The 20,977-nt window shown below is 32.4% G+C and carries 19 protein-coding genes; 1 reads left to right on the top strand and 18 read right to left on the bottom strand.

Annotated features, from left to right (window positions below; translation table 11 throughout):
- Positions 1 to 26: 26 nt before the first annotated feature.
- The 12 genes from NSS71_RS14535 to NSS71_RS14590 form a co-directional block, all read right to left on the bottom strand.
- Positions 27 to 848 carry an alpha/beta fold hydrolase gene (locus NSS71_RS14535; protein WP_047945083.1) on the bottom strand — a complete coding sequence of 274 codons (822 nt, stop codon included), beginning with the start codon at positions 846 to 848 and terminating at the stop codon, positions 27 to 29.
- Positions 849 to 1,255: 407 nt separating this feature from the next.
- Positions 1,256 to 2,899: an FAD-dependent oxidoreductase gene (locus NSS71_RS14540; RefSeq protein WP_163187427.1), complete on the bottom strand. Its 1,644-nt coding sequence runs from the start codon at positions 2,897 to 2,899 to the stop codon at positions 1,256 to 1,258.
- Positions 2,900 to 2,959: 60 nt separating this feature from the next.
- Entirely contained in the window at positions 2,960 to 4,258 is a 1,299-nt protein-coding gene (locus tag NSS71_RS14545; protein ID WP_047945085.1) for an arsenic transporter, read from the bottom strand.
- A gap of 15 nt (positions 4,259 to 4,273) precedes the next feature.
- A complete protein-coding gene (locus NSS71_RS14550; protein ID WP_171510383.1) occupies positions 4,274 to 4,603 on the bottom strand; it encodes an ArsR/SmtB family transcription factor in 330 nt (109 codons plus the stop codon).
- A gap of 167 nt (positions 4,604 to 4,770) precedes the next feature.
- On the bottom strand, positions 4,771 to 5,109 hold the full coding sequence (locus tag NSS71_RS14555; RefSeq protein ID WP_341151782.1) for an ArsR/SmtB family transcription factor: 339 nt from the start codon (positions 5,107 to 5,109) through the stop codon (positions 4,771 to 4,773).
- A gap of 113 nt (positions 5,110 to 5,222) precedes the next feature.
- Complete coding sequence (locus tag NSS71_RS14560; RefSeq protein WP_047945104.1) at positions 5,223 to 5,432, bottom strand: hypothetical protein; 210 nt, start codon at positions 5,430 to 5,432, stop codon at positions 5,223 to 5,225.
- Positions 5,433 to 5,454: 22 nt separating this feature from the next.
- Complete coding sequence (locus NSS71_RS14565; RefSeq protein WP_341151783.1) at positions 5,455 to 6,828, bottom strand: NAD(P)-binding domain-containing protein; 1,374 nt, start codon at positions 6,826 to 6,828, stop codon at positions 5,455 to 5,457.
- Between the two features lies 1 nt (position 6,829).
- Positions 6,830 to 7,357 (bottom strand): arsinothricin resistance N-acetyltransferase ArsN1 family A, encoded by a 528-nt coding sequence (locus tag NSS71_RS14570; RefSeq protein ID WP_016204943.1) that lies wholly within the window; start codon positions 7,355 to 7,357, stop codon positions 6,830 to 6,832.
- Between the two features lie 69 nt (positions 7,358 to 7,426).
- A complete protein-coding gene (locus NSS71_RS14575) occupies positions 7,427 to 7,885 on the bottom strand; it encodes a MarR family winged helix-turn-helix transcriptional regulator (RefSeq protein WP_047943233.1) in 459 nt (152 codons plus the stop codon).
- Positions 7,886 to 8,169: 284 nt separating this feature from the next.
- The gene (locus NSS71_RS14580) at positions 8,170 to 9,141 is read right to left on the bottom strand and encodes a TniB family NTP-binding protein (RefSeq protein WP_163187423.1); all 972 of its coding nucleotides are present in this window, start codon (positions 9,139 to 9,141) and stop codon (positions 8,170 to 8,172) included.
- A gap of 10 nt (positions 9,142 to 9,151) precedes the next feature.
- A complete protein-coding gene (locus NSS71_RS14585) occupies positions 9,152 to 11,227 on the bottom strand; it encodes a Mu transposase C-terminal domain-containing protein (RefSeq protein WP_163187421.1) in 2,076 nt (691 codons plus the stop codon).
- Positions 11,228 to 11,233: 6 nt separating this feature from the next.
- Positions 11,234 to 11,872: a TnsA endonuclease N-terminal domain-containing protein gene (locus NSS71_RS14590; protein WP_053215733.1), complete on the bottom strand. Its 639-nt coding sequence runs from the start codon at positions 11,870 to 11,872 to the stop codon at positions 11,234 to 11,236.
- A 62-nt stretch (positions 11,873 to 11,934) separates the two neighbouring features.
- On the opposite strand from NSS71_RS14590, the gene NSS71_RS14595 reads away from it, so the two are divergent.
- The gene (locus NSS71_RS14595) at positions 11,935 to 13,746 is read left to right on the top strand and encodes a TniQ family protein (protein WP_341151784.1); all 1,812 of its coding nucleotides are present in this window, start codon (positions 11,935 to 11,937) and stop codon (positions 13,744 to 13,746) included.
- 77 nt (positions 13,747 to 13,823) lie between these two features.
- Here NSS71_RS14595 and NSS71_RS14600 read toward each other — a convergent pair whose 3' ends face one another.
- From NSS71_RS14600 to rpiB, 6 genes are all read right to left on the bottom strand, one after another.
- Complete coding sequence (locus NSS71_RS14600; protein ID WP_341151785.1) at positions 13,824 to 15,716, bottom strand: TniQ family protein; 1,893 nt, start codon at positions 15,714 to 15,716, stop codon at positions 13,824 to 13,826.
- A gap of 175 nt (positions 15,717 to 15,891) precedes the next feature.
- A complete protein-coding gene (locus NSS71_RS14605) occupies positions 15,892 to 17,085 on the bottom strand; it encodes a PDZ domain-containing protein (protein ID WP_061800407.1) in 1,194 nt (397 codons plus the stop codon).
- Positions 17,086 to 17,313: 228 nt separating this feature from the next.
- Positions 17,314 to 19,326: a transketolase gene (tkt, locus tag NSS71_RS14610; RefSeq protein WP_341151786.1), complete on the bottom strand. Its 2,013-nt coding sequence runs from the start codon at positions 19,324 to 19,326 to the stop codon at positions 17,314 to 17,316.
- Positions 19,323 to 19,907 carry a 6-phosphofructokinase gene (locus tag NSS71_RS14615; protein ID WP_321198330.1) on the bottom strand — a complete coding sequence of 195 codons (585 nt, stop codon included), beginning with the start codon at positions 19,905 to 19,907 and terminating at the stop codon, positions 19,323 to 19,325. The genes tkt and NSS71_RS14615 overlap by 4 nt, the downstream gene beginning before the upstream one ends.
- Positions 19,904 to 20,209 (bottom strand): hypothetical protein, encoded by a 306-nt coding sequence (locus NSS71_RS14620; protein WP_321198329.1) that lies wholly within the window; start codon positions 20,207 to 20,209, stop codon positions 19,904 to 19,906. Before NSS71_RS14620 ends, NSS71_RS14615 begins: the two co-directional genes overlap by 4 nt.
- 91 nt (positions 20,210 to 20,300) lie before the next feature.
- Positions 20,301 to 20,747, bottom strand: a complete 447-nt coding sequence (gene rpiB, locus NSS71_RS14625; protein ID WP_095322077.1) for a ribose 5-phosphate isomerase B — start codon at positions 20,745 to 20,747, stop codon at positions 20,301 to 20,303.
- Between the last annotated feature and the right edge of the window lie 230 nt (positions 20,748 to 20,977).

Here is a 20,977-nt window from a genome sequence, read left to right on the forward strand (position 1 = left end):
TAAAGTTAGCTTTCTTTGCTCATCTATTATTTTTTTTTTAATACAATATCTCTTTCAAAAATCTCATTTACTGCTTCACTAACATGTCTGTAACTTATAGAACTATGATTTTCTACTTTCAAGATCCCACTATGATCTCCTGGAAGAGGAATTCCTCCTGTCCATTTCGATCTGACAATATGTGGAATGGCGCTGTTTTCTGGCACAATAGTATCCTCTGTTCCAAAGAAAAATTTAAAATCTAAATTAATTGTTTCTAAATGCTTTTGCCATAATCTTATCGTTTCATCTAAAAAACTGCTATTAGGCTCTAAAGATGGAATTTGAGCATGCTTGTTTATACTTTTTATTAATTGATTATATAAAGCAAATGAAGAACCATTATATGGTGTAGCTAAACTAATCATACCTTTTACATTATGAGTTTGATTATGTTCAAGTTCCTCGAGAATATATCTTATAGCTACTAATCCACCCATACTATGACCGATTAATAATACATTTTTATATTGCTTAATTTTTTTAGAGTCAATTTCTCTTTTTAATTCCCTAGCCAAAGTTTCAATAGTAGTAAAAGGACCTTTTCCAACAGAAAAACTTTTAAATTTACCTAGTTTAAGTTTTTTAATTCCCATTAGAGCCAATAATCCGTTTGCTAAATGGAATGTATCATAAGTTATTTCCGCTACATCTACATTTTTAAATGTATCATCAGTTAAAAATAGATCTATCCATGAAATACCATCCTGTTTCCATGTATTATCAGATGCACCAAGTCCATGTATCAGTACGATTAAATTATCATTTTTTATATCATTTTTTTTATGTAACAATAAATTTAACGCCAATTCAAATCCCTCATTTATCCATATAACAAAATGTTAACACTCATAGTCAATTATACCAAGATATGCTTCATCATTCATTACAATAAGCGAAATACATTGAAACTTCGCTATCTTTCAAAATTACTAACTTTCACCATCTCTTTATCTTTTGAAACAAGATTGTAAGTTTGATTAGAGTTCATTATATCAATTTCTATCTGGAACGAAAAAATCATAATAATCACCTTGTATAATTATTCTGCTCCCATAGCGACAAAAGGAAGAGAAGTTCCATTTATTCAAGGGAAGCACCCATTTGTTTAAGTACATTTTTTTACAAGCTCTTCTTCTTAACTTAGTATTGGATATATAACACTTTTGCAAAAAAGACCCCAAGTACTCTACACCCGAGGTCTAAATGTTAATTTTTATTTATTCTTCATATAATTTTGGTAATTCTTATTTCCACCAGAAAGATTATATATATCATTAAACCCTAAGTTACGCAAAACATTTTGTGCAGCATTCCCAGTGACTCCACCATTACAGTAAGTTACGGTTGGTAAGTTACGATCAAGCTCTCTACTTTTCACACGCAATTCACCTAGTGGTATATTTATCGCACTCTCCACTTTTGATACATTATGTTGTTTTGGTGCTCTGGTATCAATTACTTGAAGAGCTTCTCCTTTTTTTATTCTCTCCGTTAGTTCCTTTGGTGTCATCAACTTATTTTTCTTTTCGATAGCATTTTGCAGAGCCATTCCAGTGTACATTACTGGATCTTTTGTTGTACTGAATGGAGGTGCATAGGCAAGATCAAGATGGAATAAATCTTCTGCTTTTGCTTTAAACGTCATTGCCGTTACAAATACATCAATTCGTTTATCCACACCTTCTTCTCCTACTATTTGGACACCTAATACTCTGCCAGATTCTCTATCTGCAATTGCTTTAATAACTAATTCTTTTCCTCCGAGGTACTCTGCTCTAGCTGGCTTAATATTATGAAGTATTTCAATATCATATCCTTCTTCTAAAGCTTCCACCTCATTCATACCTGTTTGACCAACAGCCAAATCAAATACTCTTAAGATACCAGTACCTAAAATACCTCGGTGTTCTAAAGAACCTCCCGTTATTACATCTCCAGCTATTCTTCCCATTTTATTAGCTGTACTTCCTAATGGACGATAGATAGGTTTTCCTGTAATAACGGAGTAGCTTTCAGCAACATCACCAACAGCATAAACATCAGGAAGGTTAGTCTGCATTTTGGAGTTAACTGCAATAGCTCCAGTACTACCAATTTCAACACCGATTTCCTTAGCCAATTGTGTATTTGGACGAACACCCGTAGCTAATATAACAATATCCGTTTCAATAGCTTTTCCTGATTTAGTTTGTACTTCCTTCTTGCTTATCGCAGTTACCTCATCATTTAAGATGAGATTGACTCCTTTTTTAACTAAGTGTTCTTCCACTCGTGAAGCGATATCTTTATCCATATGTGCCATTACATGATTACTACGTTGTACGATTGTTACCTCTAAACCTCTATGAGTAAGCTGTTCTGCCATTTCTAATCCAATATAGCCAGCTCCTATGATGGTTGCTTTCTTTGGTTGGTTTGCTTTCATATATTGATCAATAGCTGCTGTATTTTGTATCGTACGAACTTGGAAAACATGCTCTCCATCTACTCCATCAATATCAGGTTTAATTGGAGAAGCCCCTGTTGCAAAAACCAATACATCATAAGAGTCTTCTTTTATTTCATTTGTATCTAAGTTCTTCACTTGAACTTTCTTCTGCTCGGCATCAATTGTAGTTACTTCATGACGAGTAAAAATATCTACGTTATATCGCTTTTTAAACCAAGCAGCACTTCTTGGAGTTAATGTTTCCAGATTTTCTACTTCTCCACCTAGAAAATAAGGAATACCGCATATGGAATAAGAAATGTCATAGTCTGCATTATATAGAGTGATTTCCGCATTTTCATCGTTCCTACGTGCCTTTGCTGCTACAGATGTTCCTGCTGCTACAGATCCTATAATTAGTACTTTCATATTTATATCCTCCAAAATTAGTATCAATATTACTCTGTATAATTAACAATTCCCGTTCATTTATGAAAGAATGGAAAGCCACAGATATAAGCCGATTAGAGTTATCAAAAGGGTTGGAATAGTTAAGACAATACCTGTTTTAAAATAAGTTCCCCATGATATTTTTACACCTTTTTGAGATAAAACATGGAGCCATAACAACGTTGCTAATGAACCAATTGGTGTAATCTTAGGACCTAAATCAGATCCAATAACATTGGCATAAATTAACCCTTCTTTTATTACTCCTGTAGCATTTGTATCTGCAATTGCTAATGCATCAATAAGTACAGTTGGCATATTATTCATTATGGACGATATGATTGCTGCAATGAATCCCATTCCCATGGTTGCAACAAACAATCCTTGGTCTGCAGCTGCTTGAATAACACTAGATAGCAGGTCTGTTAAACCTACATTACGCAATCCATAAATTACGACATACATTCCAATAGAGAAGAATACAATTGCCCACGGAGCACCCTTTACTACTTTCTTAATAGATACAGCAGCGCTTCTTCTTGCAAATACAAGGAAAATAATCGCAATTACACCTGCTATGATTGAGACTGGAATAGACAGGAATTCACTCACGAAATAGCCAATAAGTAAAACAGCTAAAATCATCCAAGATAAACGAAACATCTTTAAATCTTTTATTGCTTCTTGTGGTACTTTTAATTGATTTAAATCATAAACCTTTGGAATTCTTTTACGGAAATATAAGTACAACACCAGGATACTTGCTATTAAAGAAAAAATATTTGGCACAATCATTCTGGATGCATATTCTACAAATCCGATATCAAAGAAATCAGCAGAAACAATGTTGACCAAATTACTAACAACTAAAGGTAATGATGTAGTGTCTGCTATAAAACCACTTGCAATGATAAACGGAAAAACCATTTTCTCGTCTAACTTTAAAGCTCTAACCATCGCTAAAACGATTGGTGTTAAAATTAGTGCTGCCCCATCGTTTGCAAAAAACGCTGCAACAATAGCACCTAAAATAGCAACGTAAACAAACATCTTGAGTCCATTACCACCAGCAACTCTTGCCATATGTAAAGCTGCCCATTCAAAAAATCCTATTTCATCTAAGATTAAAGAAATAATAATGATTGCGACAAATGCAAGTGTTGCATTCCAAACAATTCCAGTTACGTCAATGACATCATAGAAATCAACTACACCAACAAGAAGAGCTAATATTGCCCCGCCACATGCTGACCAACCAATCGAAAGATTTTTCGGTTGCCAGATAACTAATGTCAGTGTTACTAAAAAGATAATTATTGCTAATATAGTTTGTAACAAAGCTGTTAACCTCCATTAATTACATATAATTCTTAAACCCTTTTCCTCCAGCCATTGAAATTTTTCTCTCTGACTTGGTACATGTTTTAATAACTCTTTTACTAATGCATAGTATTCACTTGATGTGTTTAAAGAATAAACCACCCATTGACCTTTTCTTTGTTCTTTAACAATTCCAAGATCTCGCATCTTCCGTAAATGCTGGCTAATAGAAGGTTGTGACATATTAAAAATTTCAACAAATTCACAGACACAACATTCCTGTTCATCCAACATGCTTACCATAGATAATCTTGTTTTATCTCCTAAAAGCTTTAATACATTTGCAGTATCCTTTAAATCCATTACAGTTGCCAGATTTATTTACCTCCCTTAGTATCTTCAAAAAAAAATGGTACTCATGTAACAAACCAAAGATATTAATGAAGAACTCATTTGCGTATATAATTATATGCTTATATGTTAATTATAAAAAAAGTTAATGTCAACGACATTAACCCTTATTATTTTATTTATTCACAAGAAATACGCATTCCGTTTTCCTCAAGCCAAATAAATTTTTCATTTTGATTTGGAATGTAATTTAAAATGTTTTTAATCATAGGGAAATATTGATTTCCTCGGTCTAGAGAATAGATAACCCATTTGCCTTTTCTTTGCTCTTTAACCAGACCAGCATCTTTTAATTTTCTCAAATGTTGACTTATAGCTGGCTGTGACATTTGAAACACATCCACAAACTCACATACACAGCAGTCATTTATCATTAGCATTCCCATTATTGATAACCTTGTCTTATCACCTAGTAGTTTCAAAATATTCGCAGTAGTATCTATTTGTTCAATAGTCATGTATAATCATCCGTTCCATTTGAATTACTTTTATACTAAATGGAGTAGTCATAGTATGCAAGAAAATAAGAGTTAGTTGAACTCTTATTTTCTCTTTTCAATAGTATATTTAATTAATGAGCTATTTCCTTCTCTAATTCGCAATAAGCTCGAATGAAATTATTATAGGATATAGATCCAAGTGTATTTTCTTTATTGCTAAATAATCTTGCAAAAGCCTTTTCTCTTGCTAATTCAATGGAAACTTCCAAACTATTCATGATTAATTTCATGTAAGCTTTAAAATAATCTTTACTTAGATTGCCACCTTTATTTATAACCATATATCTCCCTCACTCTTAATTATTAGGAGCAACACGAATTCGTCTCACAACTATTATTAGTTGTAATATTAGAGAAACTCACGCTACAAACCCCTGTCTCAGGTAAATCTAGTTCCACTTTTTCAGAAGATTCTATATCTCCTGCCATAAATGCTGCTATTGAACGCACCTGTTCATATCCTGTAGCCATTAAGAAGGTTGGAGCTCGACCATAGCTTTTAGATCCAACAATATATAGATTCTTCTCAGGCTGCCTCAATTCTTTTTCACCATGTGGACGAACTGTTCCACAGCTATGCAAATTAGGATCAATTAAAGGAGAAATTGCCTCTACACTTTCAGTAGCAAAATCAACTTTTGTACGTAATTCATTTAAAAAAGAGTAACTAGGTCGATTTCCTGTATTGACAATAACTTCATCAATCGATTCAATTTCCAGCTTTACACCGTTCACTTCTCCTATAATATTTAGCGTTGAGGTATTATTCCTTTTTATCAACTGATCTACTCTAAAGGAAGTGTGTACTTGAACGATCCCTTTATCCACCAATCCATGAATCCTGCTGCCTAATAATCCTCTTGCTTCTAAGGCATCCTTTTCCTCTCCACCATATGCATCCTCTACCCGTTCTTTGCGGATAATCCATATAATTTCTGTTTTAGGGTTCTTTTCCTTTAAAATCCCTAATTCTAATAAAGCATTAATGGCAGAGTGACCGCTTCCTATAACTGCTACTTTCTTATTTTTGTAGCGGTTTATACTTTCTCCCAAGATATCAGGTAACCCATAAAAAATGTTGTCCTTCAGGGATTTTTCTGATTCTAAACAAACTCCATTGGAGTTAGCTGGATTAGGATTTCCCCATGTACCAGTAGCATCAATGACAGCTCTTGCCTCAAGAACTTGAATAGTCCCTTTATACTCTGTATAAATAACAAATGGGACATTCTCTCTGTTAGCTGTCTTCATTTTATCGGTATTTTTTTTGGCTATAGAAATGACTTTTGTATTTAAAGCTATTACTTCTTGTAATTCTGGAATCTTTGATAAAGGGATTAAATAATTTTCCACGAGTTCTTTACCAGTAGGTATTTCCTCAAGATTCGGTTGTTCCCATCCATATCTCTCTAATAAAGTAGATGCTGCTTTATCGATGTTGTATTTCCATTGTGAGAATAGTTTTATATGCTTCCAAGTAAGGATGTTTGCTCCAACTTCAGTTCCAGCTTCTAGAATAATCACTTTTTGCTTATATTGAATGAAATGAGCTGCAGCAGCTAAACCTACAGGACCCGCACCGATAATAGCTATAGGTAATTCTTTTTCAATATAATCATTTTCTTCAATCGCACTAGAAGGCTTACAGCAAGTTGATAGGATATTGAATTCTGACATATTATTTACTCTCCTTTGTTTTTAACAAATAATAATCTTGATCAAAAAGCAATTTTTCCATAATCATTACATCTACAAATTCCCCTCTTAATTTTCCTTGATTTTTAAATAATCCAACTTTCCTATAATTCTGCTTTCGATAAAGACCTTGACCTAAAGCATTGATAGGGAATGTAAAGAGCACTAACTTGTAAAAACCATGTGATTTTGCTTCTTCTTCTAAGACCCGTAATAATTGCTGACCTATTCCTTTCCCCCTAAATCCCCTATGTATATATATGGATAGTTCTCCTACACCCTGGTAAACAGCTCTTGTATTATAAGCATTTATGGAAGCCCAACCAGTTATTTCTCCTTGTTCGTTTGTTGCTACGAAAGCACAATATCTTCCATTATGGAGATTAAACCACTTGTAAATATAGTTTTCGTCTTTAAGTTCTTCTTCAAAGGTGGCTATTCCATCTTCAATTCCTTGATTATAAATCTCTAATATAGCCAATAAATCCCTTTCCTCTACTTTTCTAATCATTTTTCCAACTCCTTAATTGACTTTCACATTAATTGACTTTATCAATTATAATATTTAATGAAAGCCACCTTATTTGGTGGCACAACTACCTAGCCCATTGTTTTTATTCATTGCATATAGAAGCAAACTTAGACTTTCCATTACCTGTTGATGTTTATCTTCCTGAATATGTTGAAAAATATTACCTAGATACTCTAACATTTGATTGGAAATTTCCTCTGCCTTCAATTCCCCTTCATCCGTAAGTGACAAAAGGACATACCTTCTATCATTAGGATCTGGAACTCTTAAAATAAAGTTAAGTTCAACCAGTTTATTTACCTGTCTACTTAAAAGCCCTGTATCCATCATTAACTTTTCTGCCAATGTCTGTAGAGATATATTTGGGCTCTTACTTAACTCATAAACAATGTGACTTTGTGATACTGTAATTCCACAACAATCAGATCCGTCTTTCTGAAGAAGACCAAAGTCCCTTACCAATTGCTGGAGCAATTCACGTATTTGAATTTTATCCTGTGTTTTCATATATTATCGCCTCTAATTAGATGTTATCATCATTAATTGATAATGTCAAATAATATTTTGAACTTATACCTTATTCAACTCCCCCTTTAGTTACACAAGAGACTCCTCCACTAAAATAAAATGAGTGTTAACTTTTAAATTAAGCGTTAATTACTATTAACCTTAAATCTCATAAAAAACGTCTAATCCCTTATGAAACAAGGTTCTAGACGTTTATCAATTATAAAAGCGTTAATATTAGTAAAAACGAGTTCATTTATTTTTCACCTTCTTATTACGCGTTATTATATGTATTTTTTCATCCTTTTCTCTTTCTCAAATGCATCAATCAAATTAAATTTCTCATCATTAAATGGATTGATAACAAAGGGTCTTGTTGATAATGAAATGGATTTAAATGAAATATACAAGTCATCCTCAGAAATTAAATCACTCCCACTTTTTAAAGCCTGTACGGTTGATTCTTCTATTAGTTTTTTTATATAAAATGGATTTCCTTTAGTTGCATAAAAAATCTTCTTTGCTAATACTGGATCAGCTAAGAAAGCTTGCTCAGGAAAGGGCAGTTGCTTATCTAATCCATTTAAAAACGCTCTAAATTCTATTTCCTCTTCTTTCGATTGGTAGGAAAAAGGCTGTAAACTTTGCTTTTCACAAAAGCGGCGGTCTAATTGTTCATTATAAACAAAGACTTTATTTGATTCAGGCATTCCGCATACTAATATTGGTATTCTAACTTCATTAGATAAATTTTTCACCCAATTAGATGCTTTGTTTAATACATTTTTACTTTCGCTATCAATTAAATGTTGAAACTCATCTACTATAATCATTTCAACTTCACACTTTTCAACAAAAGATAATATTCTGACAGTCATATTATTCTCTGTACCACGATCATAGTTTGGATCTCCCATATTCAACAATATTTTAGAAGCCACTGACTTTGGTGTTGCTCCTACAGGAACTGTTAAATATAAAATCGGAATTTTTGTAAAACCATCAATAATTTTTCTCGGATATTTACTTTCATACTCTTTGAGTAGAGTAGATTTCCCAAGACCAGTTTCACCATATATAAATAAACCATCAGGCTGAACAGAACCAAAGGATAACTGATGGTGTTCTTCTATTTTATCTAATATTTTTTTATAACGCGGATATTGAATAATGATACTTTTAACGTGCTCTTTCCTTTTTTTTATTTCTTTGACATCAGGAATTTTACCTTTTAGTGGCTTAAATAATTCATTCATCGTTATGACCTCATTTTTTGAAACTCACTCCATAATCTGGTAATGAGTCTAAATCAATATAATCACTATTACTTTTCCCAATCATTGTTTCTTCATCTTGTAATTGCTCTTTTTTACTTTTAGTTGCATATTTTTTCTGTTTATTTTCCCTTTCTTTCTGTTCATCATAATGAACAACTATTGTATCAGCTTCAATAGGACTTTCAATTTGTAGTTCCGCTAATCCCATTGAAGAAATACCTTCATAATTATAACTCTTAGGCAAATCTCGTTTATTCAACTGTTCCAAGTTGCGTTTTTGTTTGTTATATTTCTTTTTATCACAATTTGTGAGCTCTTTTACTTTTCTTATGGTTTTTGCTAAATTAGTTACATCATCTTTGTTAGCGCCAAGTGTTCTTACCGAAGAGTCTAGTTCTAACTGAGACAAATAAACAGGTAAATTCGTGGGAATTTCCTTTCTTTCAAGAGATGTGTTATTTGCTTGAATATATATTTTTTTAAATTTATCATAAACATAAACAGATCTCATATCCGCTAAGTCATATCGAACTTTAACAGACCCAATTTTCTTTTCGTGTTTTACCTCGTTAATTAAGTTAGCTCTAAGTTCCATTAAATCTTTACTATTATAGTATTCGTTTTCTATAACAACGCCTTTATTTTGTATCTTTCTATAATCTATTCCACTCATAAAAATTAATTTAAGCTCTTTTTTGCTTTGTGGTATAGGTAATTGTAGCAAAGGATTATTCACTAATCCTTTAAGCCATAGATCCTTTGGCTTTCCTCCTCGTCTCTTATCATAAGAATTCGCAATTACATCTACCATCACCAGATGAGCCATATAAATAAACGTCTGCATTGTTATACAAGCTTCTCCTACAGAATCATATAATCCTTTCTCATAAACATTTGAAAAAGTCGTTCCTTTTAATGTATGAATCCATGTAGTGTTAAGTGTTCTAAATCCTCTCTCGATAGTTCCCTTTTGATAACCAGCACCAACTTTACAAAAGTGAACATTTATATTTAACTGTTGGCAAGTATCCTTAACATCATACGATTCATTTATTATTGAATTATCAAATACTACCTCAGAGGGTTTTCCATATGCTACCCAATCATTTTCTATTAAGGGATATAATTTTTTCAGGTACGTTTTTGGCATAATAGAATGTAATAGACATTGTTTCACCGCAGATGCATTTACATCCTTAAATGTTACATAAAATCCTAGTGGATGACCGGTAGCTTTATCTATTGCATAGACTAGCCAAGGACGTTCTGGCTTTAGTGTCGATGGATTAATTAATAAGACATCGACAGGTGTCCAATCAATCTCCACTCTTTCCAAGGGTTTAGTAATTACAACTTCTTTTCTAGAACCTTTCTTCCTCAATTCAGTTTCAACTTTACCAAGCCTAATCTCTTCTTTTCTAAATTTGTCTTCTATAGTTTTCTTCCTTCTATAAAATGTAGAACGAGATACTATTTTAATTTTATTTTTATCATCTCTAAATCTGTTAATTTCTTCGATTCTTAATGAAAATTCAGAAAAAAGATGTTCATCTGTAAACTTTTCACCACTATATTGGAATTCATTTACCAGTTCTTCTATTAGTTCGACTATCTCTCCCTTTGTATAATGATTTTTGGGACCAGGCTTCTTTTTTACAAGAGTTCGAATATCTTCATATTTTTCCCATCTACTCTTCCATTCATAAAAGGTTGTTTTACTAACTTTTGGTTCTATCGTATCTAAATAACTCTTAATTTCTGCAGGTAGTATCTCTCCGTCTATCACTGGTTTTATAATTTTATACCTTCTTTTAGCCTCGTTAACTGAATCTATATCTAGCAATGAAAAGTCCCTAATTTCAAATTCATTGCTGCGCCAATCGTTATTTCTGAATACTAATTCTTCTTTATTCCACTTTTCTAATAAGTGTTCTTTATCCCAAATCTCGATTTTATTGTAATTTAAATTCTCTAGTTCGATTGCTCCATTTATTTCTCTTCTAACTATATATCTATCTTCATCTATCATTAACTTTGTTCCTGCTAAAAATGCAAACATACTCATTAGTAACTATCCCCTCACAATATCTATAAAAGTTTCATCATTGAGTAATTCATTTATGAGATCAATATTTAATTGCTGATTATAAATCATATAGTATAAATTCGAATAAATTTCTGGACTAGGTATACTATCATCAAACTTTATGATATCTTCCATCTTACTTTTTCCATTTTTTTGTATAAAATTATAAATTTTTATTTTTGTACTTTCTTTAGTTAACCTTTCGTCGACTCCTCTAATCTTATCGAGGTTTTGTATTAGATATCCTTGTCTTATATCTTTTTCTGTAACTATTTTGAATTTCCATCCTTTTTTTTCACAATATATTTTCCCTACTTCAAATTTAACTTTATTATCTTCTTCTTTAATCTTATCCTCTGGCTTAACTTCAAAAATAATATACTGTTTATCCTTAGTTTCCACTAAAAAATCAGGAAAATATTTGTATATCTTCCCTTTATATCTGTATTCTATTTTTATTGGTTGAGATTGAATTTTTATGATTGAAGGATCAAAATCTAAAACCTTAATGAAGTCCTTCTCTAACAGACTCTCCCAAGCAACCATTTCATTAGACTTTTTGCTATTTATAAAGCCTCTAAAGCTGCCTTTTTTGGATGGTTTTATTTTTCTAACTTGTTCCATATTATCACCTAGTTTACCAGAGTATTTTTTTGGAGATTATTATATTTGAGGTGAAGAACATCATGTTACTTTTTTATTTAAAGCCTAAGAACAACGAAAGCCTTACTGGATTCTTTTATAGGACGGCAAAAGAAAACTTAATGGATAACATAAAATGGATTAATGATCACTTTTCCGTATTTACAGGTTATCAGCCTAATGTTAATTTAATGAATTGGGGCGAACAAAACCATATTAAAGATACTTCAAACTTTTTACGCATCGAATATCAGCTTGCAAACAGTATGACTTTTACTTATCTATTAGAATTTCACGGTTTAAGAGTAGATTATACCAAGAACACTATTAAGTGCCCTTGGTTTTCATACCAAACAACAAAGGTTTGTCCAGTATGTTTAAAAGAGGAACCGATTCACCGTTTAGACTGGAGTTTTACATATAGTTTTATATGTAGAAAGCACAAATTATTTCTAATTGATAAATGTATGTATTGTTCTAGAGATATAAATATTAAGACCGTTATTTCCGATAAATGTGTTTGTGGGATGCCTTTATCTTCAGCTAAACCCAAAAATGTTACATTATCTCTTCTATTTAATTATCAACAAGAGGTTGATAAATTTTTCTCCCATGATAAAACTGTTAATATTAATGATTGGATTTCAAATTCTTCGACATTCTATTATGCATTAGAGTTTTTAGCAACTTGGATACCACAAACAATCAATATTGATGAGATTATAACATTAGATGGTTTTAAATATAGCGGAAACGCAGTTGTTAATAGCCGTTTAAAAAAATCAAAAACACTTATTCAATCTTGTCCTTTATACATACACGCTTACATATTATTGAGGGATTGGCCAAAGCAATTTTATACATTCATTAGATTGATGAAAAATAAAAACAACCTTAATAGTTTTCGTCTATTTTGTAATGCTGTTAATAAGTTAATTGGCACTAATTTGGAACCATTGCACACTGAGTTTATGAACTATATACTTAAGAATCAATTACCAAATAGTTATCCAAATCAATTTATTAGTATAAAAAAGGCATGTGAAATTACTAAATTAAAAGAAGATACAATTAAAAGAAGTGATTTTTTTCAGCTGTTTATGTGTAACTTCAAGGAAATGGAATTTTTCTTTGTGAAAAAAATTGAAATCGAAAAATGGTTGTCCCTTTACAAAGAATCGATTTCAAAAGAACACTTACGGAATACTTGGCGGACAAGCCCAAAAGTTACTTTTAACATACTTTCCAATAATGTATTATGGCCAGCTATTAACATACAAACTGGTTCTGTAATGCAATGGCAAATCCCTATTGGCAAATTAGAAGAAATCACTTTAAGGTTACAACAGAGAACCACTCTAATAATTGGACCAAAAATTATTTTAAATAAAGCCTTTCAGTGGGTTGGTGTACATTACTCTTTTGTTGTAATTAAAGCAATGTTGGCAGGGTGCTTACCATTCGAATTAGATAAAAAAGTTTTGGGTAATTCTTTGGTTTCAAAAAGAGTACTTTTTAAAATAGTTCGAAATATTGTTGTTAAACTGGCTAAACAAAGTGGAGTTTTATCGCAAAAAGATGTTGCCTTCTTGTTTGGTGTTAAGAAAAAGGATATTGAATATTGGATTTGTACAAATAGACTTAAAACTAATAGCTCAGGGGCTATTACAAACGATTCCTTTACTAAATTTGAATCCAAGTACTTTACAACCTTTCAAATTTCCATGATTAAATCTATTAGTACAAAAAGAATATTAAAAAAATATAATAAGGGGAAATTGATTGCTGTTTCAGGACCTGAATTAAACGATGGTAAACGCTTATTATTCTTAAAAAGCGTAATTAACATAATCTAATAAAGATTAAAATAGCATTCTAATGACTGAATCCTACTGAATTTTATTAATTATTCAAAAAAGCTGAGATTTTATATTTATTCTTCTATAATTAGCTTTACATCACTTTTACTATATATTTTAAATTTATTCTGGAAATGATTTAATACAGGGCTAATGTCTTTACTAGTTAATGTGTTTAACAGTAAGTCAATGTCTTGGGAAACAAGATCACTAAGCTGAGATAAATTAATATAATTATTTTTGTATTTTTTTGCTTCATTTACTGAAAAATATGGCTTTTCCATTAGTTCGGTTGGTTTTAATAGCCCATATTTGATTAACAAACTAATTTGACTATTTTTTATCCCTAGGTATTTAACTAGTTCCAGTCGAGATAATACCCCTTTTCCTGTTTCTAACTTATTTTTTAATGACTCTTCCCATACTTCATTTTTTCTAATAAGATATCGTTTTAAGCCTGTATCTTTCACTCTTTTATCAACCACACGTATTTTCCCCTTGACTATAAGTGTAATCATATCGGATAAATTGGTGCCTACTGAATATTTAATACTCTTTGTAATATCTGTTAGCTCTTCTTCATTACAAGAAATTTGATTACTTTGTAAACAATATCTTTCATACCTTTTCTCTATAATTCGGAAGATTTGGTCAATCTTCCGCCGGTCATATAATACTTCATTAGTACCATTAATGATTGGAGAACTTTTTACTTCCAAAAGAGTCTTTTCTAAAGAAATCACACCGTTAAGTGATATGTTTAAAATACTACTTGTTACTTTTCTATTAACCAAGAATCTTTTATTTGAAAGATATCTATTAACACTTTCTCTCGATATTACTAAAAATTCTTCTCTCTCCTTGGTAATACTCGCTTTAAGAAATCCATTAGCTATAAGTTTTTTTACAGTAACGTGTTTGCATTTTAACATGTTAGCGACTTGTGATAATGAAAGATAATAAGCACTATAAATATCCTTGTTAAAACTCCTACTATTTGAAATTAATGAACTATCCCAGTTTTTAAATATATAATTTTCAAATTCATTTCTTAAGAAGTCCATTTGAGGATGACTATACTTATTATATAAATCAATAAAAAAGTAGCCAAAGTTATTAATATAACTGCCTCTATCATATTTAGGCTTACACTTCTTAAAACTTCTGTACAATTCCAAAAAATCAGAATAATTAACAGGCCAATTTTCGAATCTTTTTGTAATGTTCATAATTAAGGTAGTAAATTCTCTATCTTCATATTCAAATGGAATTGAAATACTCCCTACTCTACTCTTATCTCTATAGTACAATCTTATAAAAAAGTGATAAATCAATAAGATATATTTTAGATCAAGTTTAGTTAACAAATTTAGATTACTTTCTTTAAAATTTCTGGTATCAGAGTTAAATTTATAATAGATGATTCTCGACACGAAGGAATTGCTTTCGTCAGCATTTTTAACTTTTAAGGTCCTTAAGTCCTTATTACATTTACAATAATAAAACTTCTTTCTATATTGTTTAATTGGTTTTCCACAGCTACTACATGAAGAAACAAGGAAACAATTATGTATTGGACATACTAAAAAAATTCTTATATCCCATAATTTATGATGAATACCAACAGTTTCAAGGCATCTAGGACATACCTTAGCATGAGCATTCATCAAACTGTCTTGATACAAAGAAAAATTAAAATGCTTAAATTTTCCTTTTTCATAGTCAAACTCGTTATAAAATGTAGTTATTAATAATTCATTAAGTGACAAGCCAGTTAAATTCATTAAAGATGAAAAATCAAATTTCCATGGTAGCAGATTGCGAGGACCAATATAGTGATTAAAATCAGAATCGTTTAATATCCATGTATTTGTTTCATACATATTTTCAATTGATAATCTATTAATATAACTAAAGATATTTTCATCTTTTCTAGGTTTAACTACACAAAGTAATTTTTTGTTCAATAAATAATCACCCCCAAAAAAGTTATTTTACTTATAAGTTTAAAAGATATAATAATATATAATTGAGTAATCTTAAATCAATTTAAGATTACTCAATTTTTCATTCCGAATAATTATGAAAAACCATTCCGGTCAATTATGAAATTATTCCGGGGAATTAAGAAAAATCACACTTTTACACTGCTTCATTCCCATGAACTTTTTCATCTGGAATCAATAACAAACCTAATTCATGGTGATCGCCCTCAAATAGAGCTCTTTGCACGAAACGAATTTCGCCATGAGTATCAAAGACCTCCAGCTTACAATGGGCAGAATTCTTCTGTAATGCTTTGTATAATTGAATTTTATCTTGAACTGGAATGCTATTTACTTTCGAAATCATTTCTCCGATTCTAAGTCCCATTTTATCAGCGGGCGAATCTGGTACAATTCCCAAAATTACTACCCCATTATTTTTTCTAGAAAAATAAAAAGATCTGTTTTTTTCTTTATTTCTCTGTTTTAAAGTAATCCATTCCCGACCGATAATGGCTACAATCACTAGGGCAAGCGATGCAAGCGGGTATAAATAAGCTGCCGCTCCACCTACTATGACAAAAGAACCAAGAATAATTAGATTTCGTCCCACATTTCTAATAGCAATAATAGGGTGCTCTCCTTGTACTTCTAGTTTTGCACCAATCAAGAACGGAACGAAAATTAAAGAATAGGTTTGATTTGCAATAGTAAACATTGGCCACCATTCAAATGGAATCGTCAGTACGCCTGATGGGATAAATAAAAATACCGGCATAATCCATGCTCTTTCAAGTAAATGAACACCTATAACTTGACCTCGCTTACTTTTCTTCAATCGCGGCGAAGTCCCCTTTACTCCGTTTCCACGAACAAATATTCCCTCGGAAATAATCAATAAGCCTAATAAAATAATGGCAGTTGGAAAAATATACTCAGAAGGCTGAAGATTGCTTTTAGAAAACAAGAAATAATCCAAGCCAAGGAAAACAGATACACTACTTGCGATAATGCCTAAACCAGCCGTGTATACAGGTGATAATATTCTTGTTTTTCCAATTAAAGCAAATATTATGGTGAAAATTCCTGTGAAAATAATAAATTCCATTGGAACTACTAAAACAAGGCCAATTGAAAGAACAGAAACACATAGCCCTACAATTATCCCTCGTGGAAGTAATTGTTTCAGTTCAAAATAAGCATCCTGTGCTCTTACTGTGAAATTTCTTCTTTCCTTTTTCACTCTAGAAACCCCTAAAAAAGCGGCAAATAAAAATGATAAATAAAAAACAGGATTTAAAAATAATTTACCAAATCCTTTTAATAGTTCAAGCAGCCAATCTTGCCACATAAAACTTCCCCCATCCTTACAATAAGCTTTCAATCTATTCATTCCTCGAAATAAAGGAATTTAATCTTTTTGCTAATATAAATCTATTATATTCTACTAATATGGTAATAGAAAGACTATGTGGAAGAAATATCTATCTTTTTATCAGTATTTCTAATTATATACTAGTTTTTTCATACTAAAAAAGCTAACAACTTATTACAGTCGTTAGCTCGTATTCATTAGTGTTTAGTTTTTTGCCATGGAAGCTTTCACCTTAGCAACAACATTTTCCACCGTAAATCCATACTCTTGGAAAAGTTTATCTGCCGGAGCTGAAGCACCAAAATGATCAATTGTGATATGTTCCCCTTTTGCACCGATATATTCTCTCCAGCCAAGAGAGGCCCCAGCCTCGATAGCAACACGTGCTTGAACGCTTTTCGGCAGTATTCTTTCTTTATATTTAGGAGATTGCTTTTCAAAAAGATCCCAGCTTGGCATACTTACCACATTTACAGAAATTCCTTCATCTGCTAAAGCTGCTTGTGCCTTGATTGCAAGAGAAACTTCTGATCCTGTTGCTAAAATTAATGCCTGCGCTTCCTCTGAAGCCCGGGAAAGAATGTATGCACCTTTTTTTACCCCTTCGTATGCTTCTTCTTTCGTTATGTCGAGAGTCGGCAGGTTCTGACGTGTCAATACTAGCGCTGTTGGTGTATCTGTACTTTCTAATGCCAGCTGCCATGCAGCAGCTGTTTCTTTAGCATCTGCTGGACGAATAATCGATAATCCTGGCATTGCCCGTAGGGAAGCTAATTGTTCAATTGGCTCATGGGTCGGCCCATCTTCTCCGACAGCAATACTATCATGTGTGAATACATATGTTACTGGTAGTTTCATTAATGCTGCTAGACGCATAGCTGGACGTAAATAATCAGAGAAAACGAAGAATGTTGCGCCAAATACTTTTACTCCGCCATGCAGTGCTAATCCATTTAATGCTGCACCCATTGCAAATTCACGTACACCAAACCAAATATTTCTACCAGCATATCCATCGATGGCAAAGTTCTTTTCAGCATTCATTAACGTCTTATTGGATCCTGCTAAATCAGCTGAGCCACCAAATAAAAATGGAAGTTCTTTTGCTGCTGCTTGAATTGCTTTCCCTGAAGATTCTCTTGTTGCCATCGATTCCCCTACAGTAAATTCAGGTAGCTTTGCTTGCAAATCAGCTGGTAACTTCCCTTTGATTGCGGATTCTAATTGGCCAGCTAATTCTGGATAGGCTGCTTTATATTTTTCATAACGTTCATTCCATGCTTTCTCTTTTTCTGCGCCTGCTTGCGCTAATGCCGCAAAATGATCCGATACTTCTGCTGGAACGCAGAATGCTTCTTCATATGCCCACCCATACGTTTGTTTTGCTAATTGTGTTTCTGAAGCTCCAAGTGGTGCACCATGTGATGCAGATTTTCCACCTTTATTTGGAGAACCGTATCCAATTATGGTTTTCACCTCGATGAGAGTAGGAATCTCTGATTGTTTCGCCTTTGTAATAGCCTTATGAATTTCTTCTATATTATTTCCATCTTCCACACGGATAACTTCCCATCCATATGCTTCAAAACGCTTTTGAACACTTTCAGAGAAAGAAAGATGCAAATCACCATCTAACGAGATATCATTGGAATCATATAATACTACTAATCTACCTAATTTTAAATGACCTGCAAGCGATGCTGCTTCTGCAGATACTCCTTCCATTAAATCGCCATCACCGCAGATGCTGTACGTATAGTGATCTACTACTGGATAATTTTCTTTATTATAAGTTTCTGCCAAGTGTCTTTCTGCCATTGCCATTCCTACTGCCATCGCAATTCCTTGTCCTAATGGGCCAGTAGTTGCTTCCACACCTGGAGTATGGCCGAACTCTGGATGACCTGGCGTTTTACTTCCCCATTGACGGAAATTTTTCAAATCATCAATGGTTACATCATATTGAAATAAATGTAATAAGCTATAAAGAAGCATGGAACCATGTCCTGCTGATAAAACAAACCGGTCACGATTAAACCAATTAGGATTAGCTGGATTATGATTCATTTCCTTTGCCCATAGTGTATATGCCATTGGTGCTGCCCCCATTGGCATACCTGGATGACCAGAATTTGATTTTTCAATGGCATCAATGGATAATGTTCGAATTGTATTTACTGCTAGTTTTTCTACGTTTGCAACAACTGTATTAGTCATACTATCATTCCTTCGTATTTTTTATTTAAATAAAGAACTCCCTCTTTTTTCACTGCTATTTCTCCTGTCGGATTATCATTTTTTATCCATAATAATATGGTTTCCGCTATTTTATTTGCTAATATTCGATCAATTGTTGTTGGATTGGTTCCCATGCATAGAGCTTCATCAATTTCCGTGTATTTCCAATCCACATTTAAAGAGCGAATCAGCTTCTTCTCTACACTTGCTTTATTTAAATGGCTGTATACTAGTACTGAAGAAGTTTGAAGAGAATTAAAACTATTATCGATTTTATTACATAAAAGCTCTACTTCTTCTAATTCAAACATATTTGCTAAAAAATGGCCATCTACCGCCATGGAAATATCTTGGAGCATATGATTCGAAGGGTATCCATTTATAGCAAAGCCAAACAATCTTGGTTTTTCGTATTTCAGCGAATGAATGGTATCTTTTACCTTCAGAACCATTTGTGTAATACTATTAATAGCGGTGTCATAGCCTAAAGACCAATCTGAACCTTTGATATTGTTATAAATAGAAACAGGAACGTATAAGGAATGAATCGTTTTGCTCATTGCAAATGTCTGCGCCCACCGTTTTTTTGCCTGTGCATCGCCAATAAAATTATACTATCCATCGGGGAACAGATTTCTTCCCATCTAATATTGTCTAATAATGGAGTTGGCTTCAATAGAGAATCACTTAAATAGGGAGAATCATTATTAACAATAAATTCAAGATAGTCCGCTTTCCCTGTTTCTTTATTCACTTCAATCCCAAATAATTGGTGAGTTGGAGTCAATTCATTAAATATTTTATAAATAATCTGCTTTACTCCCCCAGGCAGTACTCCTGCAATCATGATACCTACCTTCAAATTGGATGCCTCCTGTTTCCCCTTATTTAATCTTATAGATTTCTATTTGATTAGCTGTTTTACATCCTTTTATCTTTATACTCTTTATCTATCAACATAGATATTTTTCTAATTCCCCAATAGCTCCGACTCTTCTTTCATGTCTTCCTCCTAAAAACTTCGCCTGAAGCCATGTTTCTACTATTAGCAAGGCCAAACCTTCTCCTGTCACTCTCTCTCCTAAACATAGAACATTACTATTATTATGTTCCCTAGTAGCTTGCGCGGAAAAAACATCTCCAACTACAGCTGCTCGAATTCCATTTATTTTATTTGCCGCAATACTCATTCCAATGCCAGTTCCACAACAAAGAATTCCTAAATCATTTTGACCTCTAACAATCGATTCTCCCACTTTTTTGGCGTAGTCTGGGAAATCTACACTTTCTCGACTGTGACAACCAAAATCTTCTACTTCAACTTCTTGTTCTAATAAATATTTCTTCACTGCTTCCTTTAGCAAAAATCCACCATGATCACATGCAATGGCTAACTTCATGCTCTTCATCCTCTCTATTAGTCAACTCTATTAATCGGGAAAAAACGTATTATTTCCTTCCAGGAAGAACCAAATAATAGAATCTATCATGAAACAATCAACTCTCATGCCCATTACATTTTGTTAGTTCCTTTTTGGCATGTTCATTTTATCACATAAACCCTAGTTATCTGTATACGTTTTCATCTTCAATATTGTTATTTCTTTTGTGCCATCTAGTGATGAAAGAT

The sequence above is a fragment of the Niallia sp. FSL W8-0951 genome, from assembly GCF_038006525.1.
Lineage (GTDB): Bacteria > Bacillota > Bacilli > Bacillales > Cytobacillaceae > Niallia > Niallia circulans.